The organism is Turicibacter sp. GALT-G1 (assembly GCF_025594995.1).
Lineage (GTDB): Bacteria > Bacillota_I > Bacilli_A > MOL361 > Turicibacteraceae > Turicibacter > Turicibacter bilis.
Window position 1 is genome coordinate 1 of the sequence record NZ_JAMQUS010000108.1, and the last position, 2,983, is coordinate 2,983.

A 2,983-nucleotide genomic window follows, 5' to 3' on the forward strand; every position below is an offset into this window, starting at 1 on the left:
AAAGATATTGATAGACGTGTTGAAGAATCAGAGAGAAAATCATTGAAAAAAAAACAAAAACTTAAAAATAAAAGAAATGGATAACGAGTGCATTTCTTTTATGATATTTATCAACATTTATTTAAAACACAGCGTTTTTAAAAGAAATTTAGTTAAACGAGGTAAATATATGAAAAAAAACTTTTTGGATTCTTGATTCTCGTGGAGCCATTATTTTATTTGTAATAGGTATTTTAACTATTTTGTTTTCTACTCCACTTGCTCAGTTTTTTTATACAACTGTAGAAGTGGCTGAGGAAGCATATACTTTAACTTCTATAGATGAAAGAAGTGCTTTTTGGCTAATGATTAATTTGAATGTAGTAGGTGCGATTATAAGTATTACTGGTATAAGTGGTTTAGTATTGAGTACATATTTCCACTATAAAGATTTAGAAGTTAGTAATCATAAATAGTGAAAGTGATCCGGTGATTGATGCAATATTAGAATTGTTTTGTCAAATCATAGAGTCGTTTTCTTATGTTGATGTTTCTAAGGCTTCTCAACGAGCAAAAAGAAATTTTCTCATTATTTCTGGGATTTTAACAATTATTGCTTTATGTATTCGTATTTTTCTTTTATAGAAGTTTTTTTACAATGGCTCCGTTTTAATATAGGGTTGATATTACATTAGCCTATTAAAATATTTTGCTATAAAAAAAACGAATCATTAGATTCGTTTTTTTACTTATATTCTAAATAATTAAATGGCATTAATTACTTGTTTTAATAATAACGTTTGTCGCTGGTCAAGTTTAATAGCATTCATAATTGTATGAGTATCATAGTTTGCAACACCTATAATACTTGTTTCATTATCTAAAAACCAAACATCTCTCATCGTAAGAGTATAATCGCTTTGTAATGAAAAAATTCTGAATGAATAATCTGGCATATTATTAAATAAATCGATACTTCCAATTTGGTTTGAAGTTATTAAAAGCATTAAAATATCATCGATAAGCCCTTCGCCTAAGGAATTATTATCAGTTATCTTTTGAATATTACAAATATTTGCCCCACAATCTTCTCCATATGTCGTAATACTCAATGTTTTAACGGGTTTGTCATATAATATTTTTCCTATGAAAACTCCAATAACTAAAACTATTAATAAACGTATTAAAGATATCAGTCTTTTCTTTATTATAAGTAATCCCCCCTCATTCATTATCATTCTATTATAGTCATTAAGTTAAATTTTAGCAATTAGAAGTTAAACAAAAGGCAGCGGTTCTTGTTCTAATGGAAGCAACAGAACAATCTGGATAATTAGCCTGAGATAATACATAAGCTCTTTCTATCTTAATAGCTTCTCGTTGTGATTTAAGTCGTGTATTAGAAGATCACATTGAAGCTGGCTCTATTTTGTGTACGTTATATCAAATTGTTGAGGATTTTGGATTAGAGCATAAGCGCATTGAGAATGGAAAATGTAGAACGGATCACTTTTACAATATTCAACGTCTCAATTCTTTTCATAGTCGTCTAAAACTTTGGATGGCTCGATTTAAAGGGGTATCCACTAAATACTTGGTGAACTATCTTTATTGGATGAAGTGGTTAGAATACTTCAAAGACGATAAAGAAGTATTAAAAGGGAAGAATCTACTCCTTCAAACTGTGTCAATCCAATTAGAACTAAATATTGAAGATTATAAAGTCAGAACCGTTTCTTTTGTATAAATTTTTCTTAATATCAGTTTATGTGGTAAAATATTCTAAAGGAGTGAGTGGGGATGAAAAAAGAAATAATGATATTAGGAGTTCATCATTTAGATAGTCCAAATAATGGAGATTTATATTCATTAGAAATGAGTGTAAAATCAGAAAAGAGACAAACTGAGATTACAGAATTAATACAGTGTTTAAAATTATTTCAACCTACAAAGATTGCTTTAGAGATTGAAAAAGAACAAGACGACTTAATTCAACAAGAATATATTAACTTTATTAATGGAAAGTTTGAACTTAGCACAAACGAGAAACATCAAATAGGATTTAGATTAGCTCAAGAACTTAAACATCCAAAACTTTATTGTGTAAATTGGAATAAGCGGCAATCTCATGTACCAGCTCTCCTTCAATGGTTAAGTGAAAATCCATATTCACTTTGGACGGAGTTAGCACCAGAAGTTGAAAACCAGTCAATTGAACGGAAAAAGTATTTAGCCACGCATACACTTAAAGAGTTTATCTTATGGTTAAATGAAAAAGAACAAACGAATAAAGACCACCAATTTTATATGAAGCTTGCTTTAATTGAGGATGGGGATACACCAATAGGTGTCCAGTGGGTCACACAATACTGGTATTATCGTAACATGCTCATTTATAAAAATTTAACAAAATTATTTAACTCAAATGAAGAAAGAATTTTATTGATTATTGGTTCAGCTCATGTTCATTTATTAACTCAATTTTTTGAGGAACATGGAGAATATAAAGTTATAGATGTTGTTAAATTCTTATCAACAAAAATATAAAAACTGCGTGATTCGCAGTTTTTTTGTAGTCTTTTTGAGGATAAATAAAAACATATAATTCAACAATTTCATCTAACAGAGCTTTATCTTTTAATACGGTTCTAGAAGGCTGTTGATATTTTATACAGAAATTAGTGCCTCTCAATTAGTGATGATGATTTACCTTTTTAGGAGATAAGCAGTGATTATCAGTAGAGGGGCTTTTATAGAGTGCATCTAAATTCACCTCTTAGTAAAGATGAGATAACTTTAGGATGGAGTGAAACACTGGTATAGTGACTTTGAACCTCGGTAAATGGTTGAACTGTTTAACACTTATCGTTGGTCTGTACGGAATCTGTTTTGGGTTATGCCGTAAACTCCCAGAGTTTACAAGGAGATTTGACGTTCTGCTGATGTGTGATACACATACAAGGGGATATAAGGAGAGAATGAACTGTTTAGTTTGCTAGCCTCA

At 29.8% G+C, this 2,983-nt stretch carries 2 protein-coding genes and 1 pseudogene; 2 read left to right on the forward strand and 1 reads right to left on the reverse strand.

From position 1 onward, the window contains the following. Positions 1 to 743: 743 nt before the first annotated feature. Entirely contained in the window at positions 744 to 1,211 is a 468-nt protein-coding gene (locus NEH74_RS13320) for a hypothetical protein (protein WP_055305636.1), read from the reverse strand. 278 nt (positions 1,212 to 1,489) lie between these two features. On the opposite strand from NEH74_RS13320, the pseudogene NEH74_RS13765 reads away from it, so the two are divergent. Next, positions 1,490 to 1,595: pseudogene (locus NEH74_RS13765) on the forward strand (IS1595 family transposase); the annotation flags it as partial. Positions 1,596 to 1,779: 184 nt separating this feature from the next. Then, positions 1,780 to 2,526 carry a DUF5694 domain-containing protein gene (locus tag NEH74_RS13330; protein ID WP_055305638.1) on the forward strand — a complete coding sequence of 249 codons (747 nt, stop codon included), beginning with the start codon at positions 1,780 to 1,782 and terminating at the stop codon, positions 2,524 to 2,526. The last annotated feature ends 457 nt before the right edge of the window (positions 2,527 to 2,983 follow it).

What these genes read in the sequence shown, in the direction of transcription:
- NEH74_RS13320 (WP_055305636.1), bottom strand. Translation starts at nt 1,211, where the DNA reads ATGAATGAGGGGGGATTACTTATAATAAAGAAAAGACTGATATCTTTA.
- NEH74_RS13330 (WP_055305638.1), top strand. Translation starts at nt 1,780, where the DNA reads ATGAAAAAAGAAATAATGATATTAGGAGTTCATCATTTAGATAGTCCA.